This window comes from Nocardia sp. NPDC003979 (assembly GCF_053605015.1).
This window is the reverse complement of record NZ_JBSGIJ010000029.1, coordinates 17,314-35,116: the sequence shown is the minus strand read 5'-3', so window position 1 is coordinate 35,116 and position 17,803 is coordinate 17,314. Positions and strand designations below refer to the sequence as shown.

At 65.0% G+C, this 17,803-nt stretch carries 18 protein-coding genes; 11 read left to right on the top strand and 7 right to left on the bottom strand.

Annotation, left to right across the window (positions count from 1 at the left end; genetic code table 11):
• The 6 genes from ACWEVR_RS31905 to ACWEVR_RS31880 all read left to right on the top strand — a co-directional run bounded on the left by ACWEVR_RS31905 (nt 1) and on the right by ACWEVR_RS31880 (nt 6,630).
• Nucleotides 1-999, top strand: coding sequence for an enolase C-terminal domain-like protein (locus ACWEVR_RS31905; protein ID WP_452469936.1), 999 nt, complete (start codon nt 1-3; stop codon nt 997-999).
• A 19-nt stretch (nt 1,000-1,018) separates the two neighbouring features.
• Nucleotides 1,019-2,002 (top strand): L-histidine N(alpha)-methyltransferase, encoded by a 984-nt coding sequence (locus ACWEVR_RS31900; RefSeq protein WP_452469935.1) that lies wholly within the window; start codon nt 1,019-1,021, stop codon nt 2,000-2,002.
• Between the two features lie 48 nt (nt 2,003-2,050).
• Complete coding sequence (locus tag ACWEVR_RS31895; protein WP_452469934.1) at nt 2,051-3,295, top strand: cation:proton antiporter; 1,245 nt, start codon at nt 2,051-2,053, stop codon at nt 3,293-3,295.
• Nucleotides 3,292-4,596 (top strand): amidohydrolase, encoded by a 1,305-nt coding sequence (locus tag ACWEVR_RS31890; protein ID WP_452469933.1) that lies wholly within the window; start codon nt 3,292-3,294, stop codon nt 4,594-4,596. The genes ACWEVR_RS31895 and ACWEVR_RS31890 overlap by 4 nt, the downstream gene beginning before the upstream one ends.
• Before the next feature lie 141 nt (nt 4,597-4,737).
• Nucleotides 4,738-5,283, top strand: coding sequence for an ATP dependent DNA ligase (locus ACWEVR_RS31885; protein WP_452469932.1), 546 nt, complete (start codon nt 4,738-4,740; stop codon nt 5,281-5,283).
• Between the two features lie 132 nt (nt 5,284-5,415).
• Nucleotides 5,416-6,630 carry a nuclease-related domain-containing protein gene (locus ACWEVR_RS31880; RefSeq protein ID WP_452469931.1) on the top strand — a complete coding sequence of 405 codons (1,215 nt, stop codon included), beginning with the start codon at nt 5,416-5,418 and terminating at the stop codon, nt 6,628-6,630.
• Between the two features lie 266 nt (nt 6,631-6,896).
• On the opposite strand, the gene ACWEVR_RS31875 is transcribed toward ACWEVR_RS31880, so the two are convergent.
• The 3 genes from ACWEVR_RS31875 to ACWEVR_RS31865 are packed head-to-tail and all read right to left on the bottom strand — an operon-like array spanning nt 6,897 to nt 8,629.
• On the bottom strand, nt 6,897-7,073 hold the full coding sequence (locus tag ACWEVR_RS31875; RefSeq protein WP_452469930.1) for a hypothetical protein: 177 nt from the start codon (nt 7,071-7,073) through the stop codon (nt 6,897-6,899).
• A gap of 16 nt (nt 7,074-7,089) precedes the next feature.
• A complete protein-coding gene (locus ACWEVR_RS31870) occupies nt 7,090-7,956 on the bottom strand; it encodes a phosphoadenosine phosphosulfate reductase domain-containing protein (RefSeq protein WP_452469953.1) in 867 nt (288 codons plus the stop codon).
• Entirely contained in the window at nt 7,853-8,629 is a 777-nt protein-coding gene (locus ACWEVR_RS31865) for a deazapurine DNA modification protein DpdA family protein (RefSeq protein WP_452469929.1), read from the bottom strand. The genes ACWEVR_RS31870 and ACWEVR_RS31865 overlap by 104 nt, the downstream gene beginning before the upstream one ends.
• Before the next feature lie 286 nt (nt 8,630-8,915).
• Between ACWEVR_RS31865 and ACWEVR_RS31860 the strand changes: the two genes are divergently transcribed.
• Together ACWEVR_RS31860 and ACWEVR_RS31855 are read left to right on the top strand one after the other, a co-directional pair.
• Entirely contained in the window at nt 8,916-9,431 is a 516-nt protein-coding gene (locus ACWEVR_RS31860) for a VOC family protein (protein ID WP_452469928.1), read from the top strand.
• 2 nt (nt 9,432-9,433) lie between these two features.
• A complete protein-coding gene (locus tag ACWEVR_RS31855) occupies nt 9,434-9,568 on the top strand; it encodes an FAD-dependent monooxygenase (protein WP_452469927.1) in 135 nt (44 codons plus the stop codon).
• Between the two features lie 259 nt (nt 9,569-9,827).
• Here the strand turns inward: ACWEVR_RS31855 and ACWEVR_RS31850 are convergent, their stop codons facing one another.
• The 4 genes from ACWEVR_RS31850 to ACWEVR_RS31835 all read right to left on the bottom strand — a co-directional run bounded on the left by ACWEVR_RS31850 (nt 9,828) and on the right by ACWEVR_RS31835 (nt 13,862).
• Complete coding sequence (locus ACWEVR_RS31850; RefSeq protein ID WP_452469926.1) at nt 9,828-10,178, bottom strand: histone-like nucleoid-structuring protein Lsr2; 351 nt, start codon at nt 10,176-10,178, stop codon at nt 9,828-9,830.
• Nucleotides 10,179-10,725: 547 nt separating this feature from the next.
• On the bottom strand, nt 10,726-11,136 hold the full coding sequence (locus ACWEVR_RS31845; protein WP_452469925.1) for a hypothetical protein: 411 nt from the start codon (nt 11,134-11,136) through the stop codon (nt 10,726-10,728).
• Entirely contained in the window at nt 11,133-11,816 is a 684-nt protein-coding gene (locus ACWEVR_RS31840; protein ID WP_452469924.1) for a hypothetical protein, read from the bottom strand. Before ACWEVR_RS31840 ends, ACWEVR_RS31845 begins: the two co-directional genes overlap by 4 nt.
• Before the next feature lie 1,215 nt (nt 11,817-13,031).
• Nucleotides 13,032-13,862: a helix-turn-helix domain-containing protein gene (locus ACWEVR_RS31835; RefSeq protein WP_452469923.1), complete on the bottom strand. Its 831-nt coding sequence runs from the start codon at nt 13,860-13,862 to the stop codon at nt 13,032-13,034.
• Between the two features lie 641 nt (nt 13,863-14,503).
• Between ACWEVR_RS31835 and ACWEVR_RS31830 the strand changes: the two genes are divergently transcribed.
• From ACWEVR_RS31830 to ACWEVR_RS31820, 3 genes are read left to right on the top strand one after another with little or no spacing between them, the layout of a single operon-like run.
• Entirely contained in the window at nt 14,504-15,406 is a 903-nt protein-coding gene (locus ACWEVR_RS31830) for a hypothetical protein (RefSeq protein ID WP_452469922.1), read from the top strand.
• Nucleotides 15,403-16,635: a cutinase family protein gene (locus ACWEVR_RS31825; protein ID WP_452469921.1), complete on the top strand. Its 1,233-nt coding sequence runs from the start codon at nt 15,403-15,405 to the stop codon at nt 16,633-16,635. Before ACWEVR_RS31830 ends, ACWEVR_RS31825 begins: the two co-directional genes overlap by 4 nt.
• The gene (locus tag ACWEVR_RS31820; protein ID WP_452469920.1) at nt 16,632-17,753 is read left to right on the top strand and encodes a lipase family protein; all 1,122 of its coding nucleotides are present in this window, start codon (nt 16,632-16,634) and stop codon (nt 17,751-17,753) included. Before ACWEVR_RS31825 ends, ACWEVR_RS31820 begins: the two co-directional genes overlap by 4 nt.
• Nucleotides 17,754-17,803: the final 50 nt, after the last annotated feature.

The window sequence follows — 17,803 nt, the reverse complement described above, 5'->3', positions numbered from 1 at the left end:
ATGGTCGCCCCGCGCGCGAACTCCATCGCGACCACCGTCAGCGTTATACCGCAGCCGTTGGCCCGCGAATTCCGATTCGCACACGCCACTATTCGGACTGTCGACGTCATCAAACTGCACATTGAGCACGACGGTGAGTACGGCACCGGAGAGATCGCCGCAGGCATCGAGCACGGCCAAGATACGACCGCGATCGTGGCCGAATCGAAGGCATTGGCCGATCGAGTGGCATCGATGGATGCCGCCGAAGACGTTCGGCAGATCGACTCCATCTTGAGAGAATGCGCTGACCAAGTATCGGGTCCAGCTCGCATGCTCGTCGAAATGGCGTTCCTGGACTTCGCAGCGCGACGTGCAAGGCTGCCGGTGTGGGAGCTGTTGGGTTTGCCGGCTCCAGGGCGCATTCAGCTGATGCACACTGTGCCTCTGGGCGCGCCGCTCGCGGATCAGGTGCGGCCCTTGAAGATAAAACTCGGGGATTCCGACGATCTGACGACGCTGCGACGCCTCGTAGGCCTACCCGGACCACTGGTTCTGGACGTGAACTGCGCCTGGACCGCACGGGACTGGCATCGGTATCGCTCGCTGGTGCAAAAGATTGCACCGGCGGTGCTGGAAGATCCGGTTCGCGACGAACGGTTGCTTCCGGAGATAAGGGCAGCGCTGCCGAAAACCGCGGTCATCCTCGACGAAGGAATAGTCGGCTCAGCCGATGTCGAACGTGCTGTAGGTCTCGCTGACGGCGCGAATATCAAACTCATGCGGTTCGGCGGTCTGCTGGCCGCACGAGACGCGCTCGAAGTGCTCGGTGCCAGTGCCCGAACGAGGATGCTCGGCTGCTATCTGGAACCGCCCCGGGCAATCGCATACGCGGCGCAGTTGGCTGGTCTGAGCGACTGGACTGATCTCGACGGCCACTGCTGGCTATCCGGAACCCCACCCACCACTGAGTACCGGCTGGACAGCACCCATCCGGGGACACCTCGCATCACAAACTGATTTGAACAGGAGAACCCCTGTGTCCACATCCTCGTTCACGCTTATGGCGATCGAATCTCAAGGCTCGCTGTTGCATGATCCGGAAGAACTCGCCAGGTATCTCTTCCAGCCGCAACCGCGCATTCCGGAATACTACGGGTATGACACGCAAGGAAGTTGGCTTTTCGAGGCGGTGACAAAATTGCCGCGATATTACCCGACGCGGGTTGAACAGGCATTGCTCGAAGAAATCGCAAGCGAAATCGCCCCAGAAATCTCGCAGTGCACGCTGGTGGAGCTCGGCAGTGGTAGCGGTAAAAAGACCGGCACCCTGCTGCGGGCATGCGCAACTTACGCCCCGCCACACTTCATGCCGCTGGATGTCGACGCGGCGATGATTCAGCACAGCTATGAGACGCTGTCCTCGCTGGTGCCCGGGCTCCGCGTCACCGGAGTGGTCGGTCGATACGAAAAGACCTTCCCGATAATTTCGCATCAGGATGTTGGCCGGCGGTGTGTGACCGCGCTCGGAAGCAACATCGGTAACATGCTGCCAGACGAGCGGCTGAGCCTCCTCGAACTTCTCTGTTCCAATCTAAATCGCGGAGAGCTCCTATTCGTGACGGCGGATCTGACGAAATCGAAACAGCTCCTGGAAGCCGCGTATAACGACCCGCCTACGGACCGAACACATACCGACTTCAGACTCAACAGGCTCATTCATATAAATAGAATATTCGGCGCATCATTTCGGCCGGACAGGTTCTATGAATACGCGCATTATGACACCGACATGGACGCAATTGTCGTCCACTTGTACAGTCCCGAGGAACAGGTCATCGACTTGGGTCGAGTGGGTCGTACTTTGACCTTGAAAAAGGGCGACTCCATCGTCGTGGACTACTCGTGCAAATTCGAAATCGATGCGCTGAGTGCCGAAATATGCGAACTCGGCTGTCAGAGGGTGAACTACTGGACCGACGCCAGATACAGATGGGGCGCCTTCCTGTTCGAGAAACAATGAGTGATCACTACGGTCCCTTCGAGGAAGCGGCAGACTGGGGGATTCGGCGTGACTTCGGCTGAGATCAACATCCGCATACTTCTCGCCGCCGGCGTCATTATCGTCACTGTTCGTATGGCCGGGTGGGTCTTCGGACGACTCGGACAGCCACGCGTAGTGGGCGAGATTGTCGCGGGGATTCTGCTGGGGCCCAGCGTTCTCGGCGTACTGATCCCGACTGCCGAAGCGTACCTATTTCCCGATCCGGTCGTCGACGGTCTGCGGACCGTCGCGCAGTTCGGGCTGGTGATCTTCATGTTCCTGATCGGACTCGACGTCGATACGGGAGTGCTGCGGCGCAGCGGTCGCACCGTCGCGATCGTAGCGCCGACATCTGTGCTTGTGCCGTTCCTGCTAGCGGCAGGATTCGGATGGGCTGTTTACCCAACATTCGGTAACGGCACCAGCAAGATCGCGTTCTCGGTGTTCTTCGGTGCTGCCATGGCTGTCACGGCGTTTCCCGTGCTGGCCCGGTTGCTCATCGAATCAGGGCTGTCGAAACATCGCATCGGATCGGTCACGCTCGTTTGTGCCGCAGTCAACGATCTTGCGGCATGGCTACTGGTCGGTGTGGTCGTTGCCGTGTTGTCGGGGAGTCCTGGGCACGCGTTGCTCACCGCGGCCCTTTGTGCGGCGTTCGTTGCGGTGATGCTGCTGATTATCGGACCGCTGGTGCGTGCGATGGATGCTCCACCACTATGGATGGTTCTGGTTCTGGCGCTGTCGAGCGCGTGGATCGCTGAACAGAGCGGAGCTCATGCGATCATCGGCGGATTCTTGGCAGGCCTGGCGATGCCGCGCCGCGCCGAATGGCGAGATCACATTACGGAACGGTTGGGGCATGTCGTCTCCATATTCCTGCTGCCGATCTTTTTCGCGGTGGTGGGGGTAGCTACGAGAGTTGATCAGCTGACCATGGCAGGTTTGGTCCTTCTCGCTGGTGCCACGGCGATCGCGATAGCAGGCAAGCTCGGCGGATCCGCGGTGGCTGCACGGTGCGCTGGTGAAAGCTGGCCTGACGCCCTGAGGATCGGGGTTCTGATGAACACTCGCGGCATCACCGAAATCGTGATCCTCACTGTCGGGCTCGAACTCGCCATCATCACCTCGACGGTCTACACCGCGATGGTCCTGATGGCCGTCATTACGACATTCATGACCGCACCGATACTGCAGTTTCTCAATGGTCGGACAGGCACAGAGGCGGCGATCCGGCAACCCAGCGCCTCGGCCACCGGCGGAGGAAGCCTATGAACGAGATCGTCCCTGCCTGTTCACCGGAATCGGTACAGCGAGGTCACATCGTCCTGTCCGGACTGGATGGATTGCTTCCTCGACTCCTGTCGATGTACCAGGATCTGCATCGCAACCCTGAACTATCCGGTCAGGAAGTCCGCACCTCCGCTCTTGTGGCAGATCGGCTCGAGGACTTGGGTTACAAAATCGAAACCGGGATCGGTGGGACTGGTGTTGTTGCCGTACTACCTAACGGGGCCGGCCCACGAGTGCTGCTACGGGCAGAACTCGATGCTCTGCCTGTTCGGGAGGAAACAGGGTTGCCATACGCCAGTACCGCCCTCTCTACCGATGGCTTGGGTAACGTGGTTCCGGTCATGCACGCCTGCGGGCACGATGTCCATATCGCCGCCCTGATCGGAGCCGCGGCATTGCTCGCACGCGCACGCTCGACATGGCGTGGAACGCTCATGGTCATTGCACAACCGGCGGAAGAGACGCTGTCGGGAGCCAGAGCGATGCTCGCCGACGGCCTCTATGAGCGATTCGGCCGACCCGATGTAGCACTCGCACAACATGTCGCCCCGTTTTCCACTGGGACCATCCATCATCGCTGCGGCGAACTGTTTGCCGCGGCTGAGCTTCTGACTGTACGACTGTTCGGTGTCGGAGGACATGGCGGCATGCCGCACACGACAATTGATCCCATCCCGATGGCGGCAAACGTCGTCAGCCGTCTCCAATCGGTCATCGCGCGCGAAGTTGATCCTTCCAAATCCGCCGTGATCACTGTCGGATCGCTCCACGCAGGAACAGCCGGCAACATCATTGCCGATGAAGCCCGGCTCGAAATCAGCACACGGGCATCCGATAACGACCTGCAAACCGACCTGCGACATGCGGTCGAGAGGATCGTGCACAGCGAGGCCGTCTCTGCGCGTGCGCCAGCAGTACCCGAAGTCATCAGCTTATCGAAGGGACCTGTCCTGGTGAACGATCCGAGCCTGACCCAAAGCATCCTTGCCACGCATCGTTCGTACTTCGGCGATGACGTCGTCTCGGTGCTGCCTGGTCTCATGCCCGCGAGCGAGGACTTCGGACTTTTCGGGCTCCCCCAAACGGGTCAACAGCTACCCACGGTGATGTGGCTTGTCGGCGCGATGGATATCACGGAGTCGTTGAGCGATTCGAATCGGCCTAGTGTCGCAACCAACACCAACCACTCGCAGTTCTTCTCTCCGAACCTAATTCCCACTCTTCGTGCGTGTACGGAAGCGTTGATTTTAGGGGTGCTAACCGTAATGCCAGGCGATTCATGATCTGCAGCACTGTGTATACCTGGCGACGCCCGCAAGGCCAGGATGCGATCAGTCAGACGCCGGGTGCGCGTGGACGGTTCGAGGCATTCGAACAGGGGGATTCGGGCGTCCCACAACGGCGAGCGCGGGCGAAGAGTGATCGTGCTGCCCTACTACAGCGACGTCCCGATCGACACGATGCTCGCGGTCGCGGGGGGAAAAGGAGTCGGAGGGAGTGGCCGCCAACGCCTGAACTCCGTCTACCAAGCCGGAAGATCACGGCTGTGGCGCAAGATTCCGCTGCGAAAGTCGACCGAGATCGTCATCGTCGTCTGGCTCGAAAATTTGCGGGGGACTGGCGAATTCGGTTCACTATTGGTCGCCGCGCACGACGCCGAGGGATCTCTGGTGCTGCTAGGTGCTGTCGGATTAGGATTCAGCGGGGCGTCCCGGCGGGCATTGCAGCAACAACTCGACGAACTGGTCATCGACGAGCCGCCCCTCGACGTCCCCGTGCCCCGCACAGTGACTGCTGAAGCTTCCTGGGTGGCCCCACGTCTCATGGGCGACGTTCAATATCGCGAGCGCACCGCTGGCGGCTGCGCCATCCGTCATGGCGAGGCCTGCGCTTCGACAAGGATCCATCGAATATTACGGCTCCCGACCCGACTAGCGTGCCACAAATATGCTCGTGACCAGTGGAGATGACACGTCCCCAGATTTCAGTCTCTCAGTGGTGCTCGCCCGCGGATGGGAGGGCGCGGGCGTTCGTTCCCGATGTGTCGGTGGGCACACCTACTCTGATTCGGTCAGGGGAGTCGTCGACATTGAGGGGTCATCGTGCGGGCGGTCGTGGCGGGCGAATTCGGTTCGGGCGCAGAACGTTCGGCGTTTCGCTGGCTAAGCGAGCTCGACGGACCAGTCGTCGTGGTGTTCAACGTCGTCGCCCACAAGAAGAAGGACATGGACCCGGTCCAGATCGACGCCGTGCTGTGGACTTCGCAACGGGTTGCCGCGCTCGAGGTCAAAGGGCTCACCGAGGCCCGCGGCGGCGCCTTGAAGGCGACCGCGAACGGCGCGTGGACGCTGGACGGCAAGCCGGCACCGATGTACGGGCTCGCCTCGCACCCCAACGCGTTCCACCAGGTTCAGAATGAAGCCTTGTCGCTGCAGGGGGCGTTGCAGTGGCGCCTGGACCGGAAGGAGTTCGTCGAGGGCCTGGTGGTCGTTGTCCCCAAGACCGGCCACCAGGTGAGCGTCGAGGTAAGCGAACCGTTGACGGGCACGCGGCTGGTGATCGCCGAGGACGGCGCAAAACTGGCCTCGGCGGTATCGGAGCTGTCGACCGGGCCCAAACGCTGGTCAGCCTCCCAGGTCGTCGCCGCACTGCGCGCTCTGAACATCGCTGGCGACATCGACGAAGCCGCCCTTCTCGCCGACGGGTTCCCGAGCGAGCCCGAATCGCCGACCCCGACCCATAAGCCGCAGCGCCGCCGTCCCTCCCCACACGTGCACCGAGCCGGGCGCCTCGCGCCCCGGCGGCAGGTTGTCCACGTGGCCAGCCGGGTGATGACACCACCAGGGGCGAACAGCACCTGGGAGAAGGCTGATCCAGCGGCGGTCACGGCGAGCGCCGCGGTGGTCCCGGTGGCGGCCCCGCCCGCCCCGGAGGTCGAAACGCCCGACACCGAGGCAAGCGAAGAGTTCGACGCATGGGACTTGGTCGTATCGGACACGGACTGGGAGCCCTCCGAACCTGCCGCCGACCCTGACAAGGACGACGCGGTGCCCGAGCAGAAATCACGGTGGCACCGGTTCCGGCGACCCCGACGCACGACGGCTCCGTCCTCCCGACGCCGGAAGCTGCGGTGGTACAGCCCGTTCTGGGTGTTGGGGTGGGTCATCGGATGGGTGTGGTGGCGGGTTCGGCACGTCGTCGAGGTGGTGGCGATCTTTGTCGTCGGCGCCGCGCTACTGGGTGGACTGGTGTACCTGGCTGGGACTGGTCAGCGTTGTTTCGGTGCAGCCAAAAACCGGGCCCGCGGTGGTCGATGACAGCACGCCCGATGTCCCAGCCGGGGAGGCGAGCCAGCTCGGCCCAGGTCCAGGTGGCGGCCGCGTCGTCGACCGGCTCGAGCTGCAGGGTCTGCTCGACCTGAGTGGCGAACAGGCCGTCGCCGACAGTGCGAATGGTGATCCGGTCGAGGACGCGGATGTGGTCGGCGTCGGTGACGAGCTCGCGCGGCGGGGCGGTGAGGATCGGGCAGGCGTGGCAGTCGGGGCTGGAGTTGTCGCCCCGAGCCGCGGGCCTGATACAGCGGTCATAGGGGCCCCAGGCGGCTGCCGCGGCGAATATCGCAGAGCGCGGCGTAGGTGCGTGGCCGCAGTGCGCACTGCGGGGCCGGGACGCTGGTGTGGGCGTTGAGGCTGAGCCGGTTCCAGCCCTGCCCGTCGGGCCCGCCGGGGTTCGGCTCGGGTGGTCGGAGGTAGATCGTCATGGGCGTCTCCGTTCGGTCAGGCAGCCCAGTCGGCGACTGCTGTTGTGGGAGTGGCGGTTTCGGCGGCGGCGGTGATGATGTCGTCGATGGGCAGGTCCTGGCGGAAGCGGTGGCCGATGCTGGCTTCGACCGTGGCGTAGTCGGCGGCGAGGTCGGGGCGTAGTTGCGCGGCGCGGATCAGTGCGCTGCGGGAGGCCAGGACGCAGAACGAGCACGACAGGCGCGGCATTCCGGCGGCGTAGGCGGGGTGGGGGCGGGTGCCGGCGGCGGCGATGCGTTCCCAGACCGCGGTGACTGGTAGGTCATGCAGGGGCAGCCAGGAATCGACGTGGCGGCGTCCGTTGGAGGCACCGGTCCGGCGGGGTCCGCCGTTGGCGCGGGCGGTTCGGCACGGCGCGCACCGGCAGGTCCAGCCGGCGTCGTGGCTGAAGGGGGTAAGGCGTCGGCGCGCGGGGGATTCCTCGGCGCGCATGCCCATGACCGAGAGCACGCGCACGGGCCGCTCAACCAGGCCGTCGTCGCGGAGCTCGGCGACGAGTCGGGTGAGCACGGTGCGGATCGGCCCCCGCTTGAAGTCGGAGGTGCACCAGCGTCGGGCGGCGTCGGGCCAGCGGCCGCGTTCGGCGACCCGGTCGAGCAGATCGGCACCGGTGCGCGAGACCGTCTCGAACCGCAGGCCGTAGTGGGCCGCGTGCTCGGCGGCCAGTTCACGGGTGCCGGGCCATTCGACGCGGCCGAGGTCAGCGTGCACGGCGACGACTCGGTCGAGGACCCCGGCGTCAGCCGCAGCGGTGGCGGTGACGTCGAGTGCGGCCTGGGAGTCCTTGCCGCCGCTGGTCGAGACGACCACGAGGTCGTAGCTGGCGAGCGCCGGCCCGGCGATGGTGGGGGACGTGTCGTTTCCGCTGGTGAATGGCTGTTCGGGTCGCATGATGTCTCCTCGTCGTCGACGGTTGTGCGCCGGGGTGGCCGGTCAGGGCGAGACCGCCGCGCCGGGGCGCGTGCGGACGTCTCTGGCCAGCGCGGTGGGCCCGGTCTCGGGAGCGTGGTGGGAGTTCAGACGCCGGGCTGGCAGCGGCCGTGCGCGCCGCGTGGCGGACGGCGTCGAGTGCGCGTTCGCGGTAGGCGCGGGCCCATTTGAAGCAGTTGCGGCAATCGGTCGGGGTGCTGGCGCCGGTGATCGGGTCGGGGCGGGTGGTGTGGGTGCAGCCGGGGAGCCGGATGTGTTGGCGGCGGGCGGTGTAGGACCAGGCTTGGGTGTCGCTGCTCGAGACCAGGTGCCCGACGAGCCGGAGCGCTCCGAGGGAGAGGCCGAAGCCGTGCAGGCGCATGCCGAGCGGGGCGAGGGTTGCGATGACCTCGGCGACGGCGTACTGGGAGCCGCGCCGGCACACGCTGCCGACGCCGACGGTTTCCCCGGTCATCGTCACCCCGGTCTCGAGATACATGCGGTAGTGGTCGACGTACTTTCTCCGGACTATCGGGACCCATCGTGATGAGTTCGGAGGTAAATCGTCATGGCCGATAGGACGTCGCCACAGCAGAAGGGCGGTCAAAACCGCCGTCGCAATCGTGGCGGCGGTGGCACGACGGATGGGACCTCTCCTTAGCTATCGGCGGGGCGCCGGTCACCCGGTGACTTCGTGGCGGTGACCCGGGTGCCCTCACCGGTTGTTGGGGACGACCAGGGTCGGCATCGCGGGACTCGCGTCAATGGATGGCGTCAGCGCCGGTGAGAACTGATCGCTCCGTCACCTTCTGGGCTGCGCTCGGCGGGATCTGCGCCTAGCTTTTCTCTTAACCCCATTAACGAGATGTGCTCGGCTTAAGGAGAGTTCGCTCATGGCATCACCGGCAAAACTTGCTCATGTCGTCCTGCGCACCGGTCAGCTTCCGGAAATGATCGACTGGTACGTGCAGGTCCTCGAAGGTCGCCTGGTCTTCAGTAACGACATGTTGGCGTTCATCACCTACGACGAGGAGCATCATCGCGTCGCATTTCTGGCGACCGGTGCGTCTCAGCGGCCCACCGACGCGCATTCGGGTCTGCATCACGTCGCCTTCACCTACGATTCGCTCGGTGATCTGCTTGGCACCTACCAGCGGTTGAAAGCCGCCGGTGTACAGCCGTTTTGGTCGATCAACCACGGTCCGACTACCTCGATGTACTACGAGGACCCCGATGGGAACCACATCGAGTTGCAGATCGACAACTTCAGTACTGACGCGGAGCTGAACGAGTTCTTCGAGTCCGGTGCCTTCGATACCAATCCCATCGGGGTCGACTTCGACGCCGATGAATTGGTGGCCCGTTTCGCCGCAGGCGAGCCGCTCGCGGATCTGGTGCGTCGACCCTGAGCGTGTCCGAGCCCACTTCGGTGCTCATCGTCGGCGCGGGTCTCATTGGCTTCGCGACGGCGTATCTACTGGGACGTCACGGCATTTCGAGATACGGCGAGGCGAACCCAGGGCATGGGTTCTGCTGCTCGCGGTGACTTGGGAGTTCGTGGCAGGAGTAGATGTTCAACATGGTCTGGTAGCAGGCGTCGGGCTGCGGAGAGTGCGCCGCAGAAGACGGCTGTACCGATGGCCCAGGACGATCGACCGACTGCTCCTCTGTCGAAGCGGACGACATCGCTGCGACTTCCGGGCGCGCCGGAAATATGACCTGGCGCGCCCGGCGGTGATCTCAGCAGTTCACAGACTTCGACCCTGTCGTCGGTGGAGCAGGTCGACGGTTGGTAGTTGTGAGGCTCAGGCGGATGCCTTGTCGTAGGCTGCGATGACGTCGGCGGCGATCCTGCCCCGTGCGGACACAGAGAGTCCGTTGTTGTTGGCCCAAGTCCGAATTGCATTGAGGTCGGTGCGGCGTAGCGGTGCCTCTGCGGAAGCCTTCGCCTCGGATCGGCGCAGGGATGCCTTGATTCGGCCGGTGCGGCGTGCGTAGGGAAGCCACTGGTCGAACGTCGCGCGCAGTGTGGCCGCGTTGTCGGCGGACAAGTCGATTTCGTATGCGGTGCCGTCGATTTCGAAGGTGACCGTTTCCTCAGCAATGGAGGTGCCGTCGAAGTCGTCGATCAGTGTGACAACAACTTTGCGCGCCATGTATGTGGGTCCTGTTCGCTCTGTGTCTGTGGTTCACGGTCGCTGGCGAGCGTAATTGCCTTCCGGTTCAGGGGGAAACCGGCGTGCTGGCTGCTGCTGCCATGGGCACTTGAGGTCTGTAGCACGTTCATCTGCTCAGGATGGGATCGCTGATGTGTCCAGGTAGCGAGTGAGTCGGTGCGCTGTCTGGGTGCGAGCCCGTGGCCGACCTTGCGACGAGTCAGACCGGCCGCTCGCGCGGCCTTCGGCTGCTCCTGGCGCCGCGGCGTGCGCTCGGTCGTGTCCAGGCCATGCTGGCAGGATCAGTAGGTGAACCCAGTGAGGCTTTCGACGAGGTTGAGTGGCGCAGCCCGATCCGCCCGGCGATTGTGTCGCCGCTGGTGACATTGCAGTTGGCCGGGATCGTGACCCTCCGATTCCGTGGGCGGTTCGAGACCTGTATCCCATTCCGCAGTTCTGGCATCGTCGCTGTGGGTGTTTTGAGGCCGTCGGCCCGCATCTCGGCATGCGCGGTGACGCCCTGCCCAGGGCCAGGTAACTGGTTGTGTTACTGGTCAACCGGGGGATGGATCGACGGGCCATGCTGGGGTGTCCAGACTGGCAGCGGCAGTGGCGTTAGGACACGGCTGGTTGCGGATTGCCCTACCGCGAGTGGGTGTAGTTCGCTGGTGAGCGCCGATAGGGCATCCGCGACCTCGTGGACGCTTGCTCGAACGTAGGTCAGCGTCGCACCGCCGGGTGTGTACTGGACAGCGTGGGCGGCGTAGGCGCGGGCGACGGCATAGCCGAAGTTTCGCTCGACCCAGGTCAGCACGGTATGGCGGAGCCAGTGCGTGTTGACCTGCTGGGTCGCGACCCATGGCAGTTGTCGGCCCGCACGCATCCACAGGTGGTCGTAGCGTCGGCGCGTGATCGGGCGCCCGTAGCGGTAGCGCAGCCAGCTGCCCGTCAGGATCATCGCCGCGCGCAGTGGGCGGTGAGCATGGTGAGCAGAGCCGTCGAGATCGGCTGCCAATGGACGGTTCCGCCTTTGCCACGCAGTTTGACCAGGCGCTGCCTGGCATCGAGATCAGTCGGCCGAATAGCCAGTGCGCTGCCGGTCCTGCACGCGGTTTCCAGATGCAGGCGCAGCAGCAGGGTGTCCAGTTCGACGTCGTCGCCGGTAGTGGTGACCACTTCGATCACCTCGTGGAGCCGCTCGGCTGCGATGGCACCACGAGGGCTGGGTAGTCGACGCGGCTTGATGAGTTCCGTAGCAGCGTTGGAGGTCCGGACGTAGCCGTCGTTGGCCGCGAACCGATACAGGTAGCGCAGCGCGCTCACCATGTGCTCGGCGGCGGACCTCCCGCCGCGGGAATTGCGGCGCTGGACCGCGCCTGCGCGGATGCGCTCGACGAGTGCCTGCATCTCCAGACTCGTCGGGTCGTCGAGGCGCCGTGTTCCCCACTCATTCTGTAGGTGCTGCCAGTAAGTCCCGTAGGTTCGCAGTGTTCCGGCCGAGACTGAGGGGATGATCCGCGGGATGTACTCGTCGAATGTTGGCACCGGTGCTGGGTCCGACTTCGGCAAGAGATCCTGCACCTGAATCCCCAGCTGGTCCAGCAATTTCCGTGCGATCTCGTGGTTGGGGTCGCTCATCGCTCGCCCCTGCCAGTACCTGCTGCACATGGTCCAGTCGCGGCGAGTGTTTTGCCCTTCCTCAGGGGATTGCCCGTGCTAGCAAGGCCGGAGGGGCGGGCCACCGGGGAAATGCGAACAATCCAGAGGAGAGGAATGTGAGGGTGGTCGTGATTTTTCATCGGGCACCTGTTCTGCCCGATCAACGGCTCTTCCACATTCCGGTAGACAGCAAGTCTGCGAATCGCGCCACCCGCAACGTGGCAGTCAGTTGTCGGGGAGTCCTAGGCGACGACGAATGCGTAGAGGGCGGAGCCGTAGGTCGTCTCCGTGGGCACGGTCGTGTCCTGGACGGCGCCGTGTTCCAAGCACCGTTGGCCGCTGCTGTGACACAGAGCAGGCGCCAGACTCGTCCGGATCCTGGCCCCGATCGGCGGAGTTCGGCGCGTCTTCGAGCCCCTGCCCTGGCCGTGCCCCGCGGCCGTGATGTGGTCTACCGGGTTTCACCGTGGTGCCCGGGCGGTTCGCGGTCTGCGTTCGCCAAGGCTATATCGAGTTCGTCGATGTCCCATCGGAATTGTCTTCCGACTCGAATGGGTCTGGGTAGCCACGGGTGCTTGCCCGGTTGGCGGGCCCAGCGCCGTAGTACTTCAGGGTGGATGCCGATGTGGTCGGCCGCCGTTTTGGTGTTGACCCACCGGCGAAGCGGCGGAGGGGAAGTAGAGGGGTCATGGCGCATGGGTGTGCCCTCGGTCGTGGTCGATGCCGATTCCGGGTTCGCGATGTCGGGTGCCGCGCACTAGCGGTGGGCAGGACCCGGCGAGAAGTGGTCCTGTCTTCGTACAATGTCGGCGACGAAGGCGATGTAGGACATCGTGCGAATATGACCCGACCGAGACAGGGCCATAGCGACGGCCAGGACGACTTCGGGCGCTACGAGTCCACCGGCGATCGGTGACGGGGGCGTGCGATGTCTCCGCTGGAGAATGGTCGCGCCCGTAGGCGGGGGCGGTTGCTGCGTGAATCTTCATCGGGCACCTCGTTCTGCCCGATCAGTGGCTCTTCCAACTTCTAGAAGACATGAACTTCGCGACTTTTTCCACCCATTTCTCGCCCTAGCCGTGAAATCAGGCGCGATTCACGGTGTTTCGGGTTCGACCCATTGTTTAGCCTCACAATTGTCCGACCCACGCGCGCGGATATGTCACCGTTGGGCCGCTCCGATGTTGCTGGCGCTCAGTCGAGCACGGGCCCCGAGTAGGTCTCTGGTGTGGCCGTGACCAGTTGGATGTGTTTGGAGACGATGCTGTCGGTCAGCGACAGTTGGTAAGAGACCCTGTTCTGGTCAGTGCTGTGGGCGTGCAACAGGCGCCGCGCGTCGCGACCGAGGGAGACCTTCACGCTCGCTGCCCACAGTCGTTGAGCATCATTGTTCGGGGACAGGGCGGCAACGAGTTCTTTGGCCTGTACCGACGTGCGGTGTCTGCCGAGTGCGGCTTTGACCTTCGCGATCATCCAGGAACGTTCGCCATCGGGATCGACGAGGACGGTGTTGACGTGCTCGCTGAACATCCAGACTGGTACCGATCCGATGTCATCGATGCCGATCAGGATGTCGGCAAACAAGTCGTTGCGCGACAACACATTCGACATCGGATCGATGTATGCCGCCAGGACGCCCCGTGTCTGGAAGCGTTCGAGGTTGGCAGCCAATGCGGGCTCGGCCTGGACGTAGGTGCGCAGGTGGTGAGTCGGGGCCAGCGGGATGTCGGCGATGGCGAGGTCGTGCAGGTGTGCGGACATCGCCTGGTCGAGTCGGTACCCTCGAACGATCCCTTCGAGGGTGTTCAGCGATGGCTCGCGCTCGCCGCGTTCGATGCGCCCGAGGTGGACCGCGCTGAACCCGACCGCGTCGGCCGCCTCTTCGCGAGTGAGACCCAGATCCTCCCGGATCCACCGGCACGTCGTGCCGAGGTCGGGAATGGACACATCGGGTCGGGTCGGATCGCGCCGTCGCCGTCGCCGTGGACGATCTGGCAACCGCCTAGAAGGACGTTCGTTTTTCATACTCCCCCCCGGGAGCTAGTGGTGTAAGTCACAGGCTGAGAGGTTTGAAGTGAGAGTCACCTGCTGGCGATGGGACATTGTTTACCAGAAGGGATTTCATGCGGCAAGTTTGCCGACGGCCGGGCGAGTTGGGAACGACGGCGTTCGTCAAAAATTCAGCAACAGAGGCAATTTCGACGCGGCTCGCCTTCGTCCGGGGGTGAGTAGCCGCGTCGCCGATGGGTCAGTTTCGGTCCCGTTGCTGCCTGCGTTGACATGGGTCCCTTAACTGATCCTTTTTGATATATCCAAACTGGATCAGTTAATGCTCTAGCGGCACAGTCGGTTTCAAGGTTTGGATGGAAAGCGAAAGTAATTCCCTCCCAGAAAGGAAATCCTGTGGATCCGATCGTGATCGCGAGCTATCTCAACGCCGGGCTGTCGCTGTTGGCCAACGGCGCCGCCCTGGCCAATCAGGTGCTGTATCTGGCTCTGACCTTGCTCTGACCTAGCCGCCGAGCGGCACCGCCGAACCGGGTACACCGATCGGCGGTGCCGGGCGGCAGCCCCACCGATCTGAATTCTCGCCGCGCAAGCGAAGCCAATCCCGCTGCGGCCCCCATGTATCAGCTTCACCTTTCGACTAGAGAGGTCGACCAGTCATGCCCGAAAACACTCCGACCGCCCGCCGCAGCGCAGCTCGCCGTCGATCCGGAATCTCCGGCGCACGTCGCACCGGCACCTTGCTGCTCGCTGCCGCCATTCCGGTCGCTGTGGCAGTCGGCGCCGCCGGCCCTGCCCACGCCAACAGCGCCGTAGCCACCGTTGCCGATCAAGGCGGCGTGACCAGTCCGCCCCAACCCGGCACCGAAACACCCACGCCCCCACCAGCTCCCGAACCAGAACCGGAGCCGGAGCCGGCTCCTGAACCGACACCGCCGGTGTACTACGAACAGCCCCAACAGGTACGCACCGGCCCAGCCCGGCCTGCCCCCGAAGTGGACGAGCCGGTCGAACCCGTGCGCATCGAAGAACTGCACCTCCCCGTTCCGGTCGAGCCCGTCGCGCCAATCACCCCGCCGGAGAACACGATTCGGATCGGCGAGTGGCAGACCCCGAGCCCGGAGTGGCTCCCGGTGGAAGTCCGCGACACCATCAACAACACCGCAGCAGGTGCCGAGGCGCAGGTCGCGACCGCACTGGACTCGGTCGGTATCCCCGCAGGACGCTCTGATCGCGTCAGTGGCGCGACCCTGGGTGGCGCCGCACTGGGTGGTGCGGCCGGTGCGACCGTGCTCGGGGCACCGGCAGCGGCAGTCGGTGCGGTAGCCGGAGGACTGATCGGCGGCACGGTCGGTGGAATCGCCGGTGCCGCACTCGGAATCATGATCCCGGTCCCCATCATCGGACAAGCCACCAGCGGAGTCGCAGGCACCGCCTTGGGCGCCGCCGCCGGAGCCGCTGCGGGCGCGGCGATCCTCGGCGTACCGGCCGGTGCTGTCGGCGGGGCGGTCGGTGCAACGATCGGCGCCGGGTTCGGCGCCGGCGTCGGAGTCGGTCAATGACCATCAGCGCAGCCCGTACCGCCGCAGCCGTGGCCGCCGCGATGGTGGGAGCCGCGGCGATCACCGCGGCCTCACCGGCAGCTCCCGCGGTCGCAGTGCCGATCGACGGATGCCCGGCGCTGTTCATCCTCGGTGTCCAAGGAACGGGCCAATCGTCGCCGACCGCGGACCCCCTCGCGGACACCGGTGTTGTCGGGTCGCTGATCGGGCCGGTCGTGGGTGCGGTGCCATCGCTCGTGCAGCGCGCCTACATCGGCTACGACGCGGGCTTCGGCGGCATCGTCCCCGGCGGGGGCTCCGCCCCGTACGTCGCGTCGGTCTCGGGGGCCCGGGCCAACCTCGACGCTGCGGCGCAACAAATCGTGCAGGCGTGCCCGGACACGATGCTGGCCGGTGTCGGTTACAGCCAGGGCGCCCAAGCAATGGCGAGCTTCGCGCGCGACACCGGTGCCGGCAACGGCCCCGTCCCGGCCGAACGCATCGCGGGAATCGTGTTGTATGCCAACCCTGATCGTGGCGAACTCGAACCAGTCTTCCCCGGTCGACCGGGCCAAACCGTGCCCGACCCTGCACCCGGCACCTCGGGTGCGGCGGTTTCGACCGTGCAAGTCCTCGCGGCCCCGGCAGGTGGTGCGGGACTCGCGACCACCAGCGCCGGATACGGCGATCTCACCGGCCGGGTCGCCGACATCTGCAGCGACGGCGACCTCGCCTGCTCCGCCCCGGGCCAGGCATCGGTCCTGCGACTGGGAGCCCAGATCTTTGCCCAAGCCGACCTCACCAACCCTCTCGCGGCGCTGTCCACTCTCGGCGCCGCACTCTCCGACGCGCTCGGTGAGGCCTGGAACACCGTGATCGTCAACGACTTCCAGGTCGGTACCGGAGGTGTCGACTATGCGCCGCAGGCGGATTTGGGGCAGCGGTTGGTCGATGCCGGTGACCCCCGCACACCAGTCACGGATCCAGCGGCAGCGGCGGCGCGCTGGAACGAGATCACCGCGACGGTCGCGGCAAGCCCACTGGTGCAGGTGCCGAAATTGCTCGCCCAACTCAGTGGCGCGTGGGGGCAGCTCGCGGCGCAGAACGCCGAGCTGGTCAACCCGGCGACCTGGTTGCGGTTCGCCGACACCGTCGGACGTCACAACGGCTATGCCCTGACCGGGCAGTTGGACTCGGGCATCGCGTGGATGATCGCGCTGGCCCACGACGTCGCGGGAGCCCGCTCATGACCAGCACCGGGGCCGATGAGTTTCGCGCGAACACCGCGATCGGCTCCGGCACCCCCGGCCGCATCCTGCGTACCCGTGAGGTAATGGTGCCCCACATCGCCGGGCTCCGGAACGCCTGGCAGGTGATTTACACGACCAAATCCAGCTTCGGTGTTCCGGTCCCCGCCTCGGGCATCGTGCTGGAACCGGCCACGCTGACCGGTGGCGCGGTGATGAATACCCCGCTGGTGGTGTACTGCCCAACCTTTCACGGTCTGGGTGGTCGGTGCGCCCCCTCGCAGCTGCTGGTCGACGGGAACGAACCCGACACGAGCAGCATCGCCGCCGCGCTCGTACAGGGATGGACGGTCGCGGTTCCCGACGGGATCGGGCTGGGCATCCACGGCGCAGGACCCCACCATTTCCTGGCCAAGAAGGCGGGCGCACATGCGGTGCTGGACATAGCTCGCGCAGTCACGTCCCAGCCCGCCCAGGGCACTCTCGAGGCTCCGGTCGCGATCTGGGGCTACGCCGATGGCGGCCGGGTTGCCGCCGCTGCCGCGGAGTTCCAGCCTGCCTACGCTCCCGAACTGGATCTACGGGCTGTCGCGGCCGGTGCGGTGATCCGCGACCCCGGCGCGTTGATCAACAGCCTCGACGGCGGACCGTGGTCGGGACTGGCGTTCGCGGGCATGATCGGGCTGGCCCGGGCATACGCGCATCTGCCGGTCGATCACGTGCTCACCGACGCCGGCGTGCGCGCGGTCCGCACGGCTTCCGAGCTCGATCTGGCGACGTTGATGGTGGAGTTCTTGTCTCCGCTCTCGGCATGGTGTGAACGTCCAGACCCCTGGAACGACCCGGTCTGGCGATACGTGCTGGCCCACGAAACCCTCGGCACCTCAACACCGTTGGCGCCGATCCACCTCTACCACGGGTTGCTCGACGGACTGATCCCGATCGAGTCCGGGCGCGAACTGTTCGCCGAGTACACCGCCCGCGATGTCGCCGTGTCCTGGTCGGAATTCGACGTCACCCATCTCGGCGCGGCCGACCTCGGGGTCCCCGACGTGTTGACCGCCTTCCGCACGGGATTCGCCCGACCACCACGTCATCAAGGCCCGAACCCGACCAACTGACGCGCCTGCCCGCGCCACCCCCTCCGGCGCGGGCAGGCCGAGCCCACTGA